The sequence below is a fragment of the Litorimonas sp. genome (genome assembly GCA_029936425.1).
In the GTDB taxonomy this organism is placed as follows: domain Bacteria; phylum Pseudomonadota; class Alphaproteobacteria; order Caulobacterales; family Maricaulaceae; genus Litorimonas.
Window position 1 is genome coordinate 1 of record JAPYSU010000081.1, and the last position, 1,817, is coordinate 1,817.

1 protein-coding gene is annotated in these 1,817 nt (G+C 49.1%); it reads left to right on the forward strand.

The genetic code is table 11. The features are described 5' to 3' along the window. Positions 1–1,389: 1,389 nt before the first annotated feature. Positions 1,390–1,817, forward strand: a 428-nt coding sequence (locus ACN0IC_RS15210; protein ID WP_416879601.1) for a hypothetical protein, incomplete at its 3' end; no start/stop codon positions are given.

Genomic DNA, 1,817 nt, shown 5'->3' on the forward strand with positions numbered 1-1,817 from the left:
ACCCCCCTAATTTTGACAAAATTTTAATCAAAACAACGAGTCAGGGGGGGAAGGAAAGGACCCCAAAAATTTAGGGGGGGGGAAACGAAATGAATCCGTGCAAGAATATATACCCCTGGACTTACTGACTGACTGACATGAGCCTCGCCTATAGCCCATCTAGGCCTTCGGCCGATGGGCTAAAAACATCCGGGGTGACTTACAGACTCGGCCCTGGCCAGCAGCCGGGCCAAGTGAAAATGTTTCATCAACTGCAATGCACTCTGCAGCCCTGTTTACTGCAGCATTGCACAATGCAGCATTTATTTGGCCACAGGCCCGTGGTCGGTGAAAATAAATTCACTAGACAGATTTTTCGATCGAGGGATAATACCAGCCCATCCCTATATAAAAGACTGAGTGTGCGTGAGTTAGTCTGTCTGTTCGTAACATTTGATTGCTCATCCCGAGGGCCGGAGGAGGCCCGAGGCGTAACGGCAAACAGGTTAGAAATGAGGGCATGAAGCACCCGAAATTTCTAGTAGGATGGAAAGTTAATTTATCCACCGAGTCAGTGTAGTGTAAGTCTGCTCTGCAGTTTCCAAACCCAACCTGTGGCCGTAGCCAACCGAGAGTCAAGGAGCCTTGACTCTCATTTTTCAGCCCTGTGGTCGGCTACAGCCATTGGCTACCTATTGGCCATGAGGCAGCAAAATGTTTATGGGTTTACATAATTTGGTGTTCGACCACCAGCAGGAAGCCCTTGCCCATGGAAAGGCCGACCACCCTATTGCACTTATATGCAAACCCAAAAGAATTCAGGTAGTCGACTCTCACGCTTCACGACCGGCCTCGGATGTAGCCAACGCCGTGGTCGAACACATCAATTTCTTTTAGGTTTCGGCCTCTGAGGCCGAAACCGAAGACGCCTCGTGGTCGACCTTCGCAGCCTCATGGTCGACCATGAGGGCAATTTTGAAACCCAAAAGGCGAATTGTGCTGCTTAGTGGCCAAGCACACATAGTCGACCACAGCATCGGATACTACCGAGGTCGGCTACAGAGTGTGGTAGTCGGCTACCTGAAAACCCAAGACGCCTCGTGGTCGACCACACTAACTCTTAGATAGTCGGCTAGAATGTGTCTTGGGTTTCGGCCTCCGAAAGTTGAGGTCTTGGCTACTATTGTGGCCAATGAAAATGTTGTTTTCGGTTACCAAATTCAGGTAGTCGACTACTATGCTCTGTGGCCGGACTCGTTAGTAGCCAACACCATCTTCACACGCTGCATAATTTTGATTTTCTATATGAATAAGTATGAAACACTGCAGTATTTTGATTTGTTTTATGATTAAGATATTTACATCTGCTTTGTGCTTTCAGAGTTGTTCAAAAGACTAGAACACAAACCCATGATGGAAAAGAATGAAAAGAAGAAGTCGCCAATGAAGTGGTCCACTGTGGATAAAACGATCCTCATCCGACTCCTCCACAATGAGGATGGTGGAAAGCTGGGGAAGTTGATCGAAGACGGGTTGAAGACCAACACACAGAAACACGAGATGTGGGTGACTGTGGCCAGGATGTACTCCGACAGGATCGGCAGGACCGTGGACTCGGGGACGGTCCGGAAGCTGTACACAAGGATAAAGGCGAACCAGAAGACCAGCTATGACAAGCTTGAGGTGCAGTACAAGAAGGCTTGCAGCCAGACGGGAGGTGGTCCTGGCCCCAACGCCCTTCCAGATCTAGACCCCGACAAGGAGGAGGAGGAATGGGAGTTTTGGAGGAGGAGTGATTTTGGATTCCACTTTGCTGCTTGCAGCGATAATAATTCTCG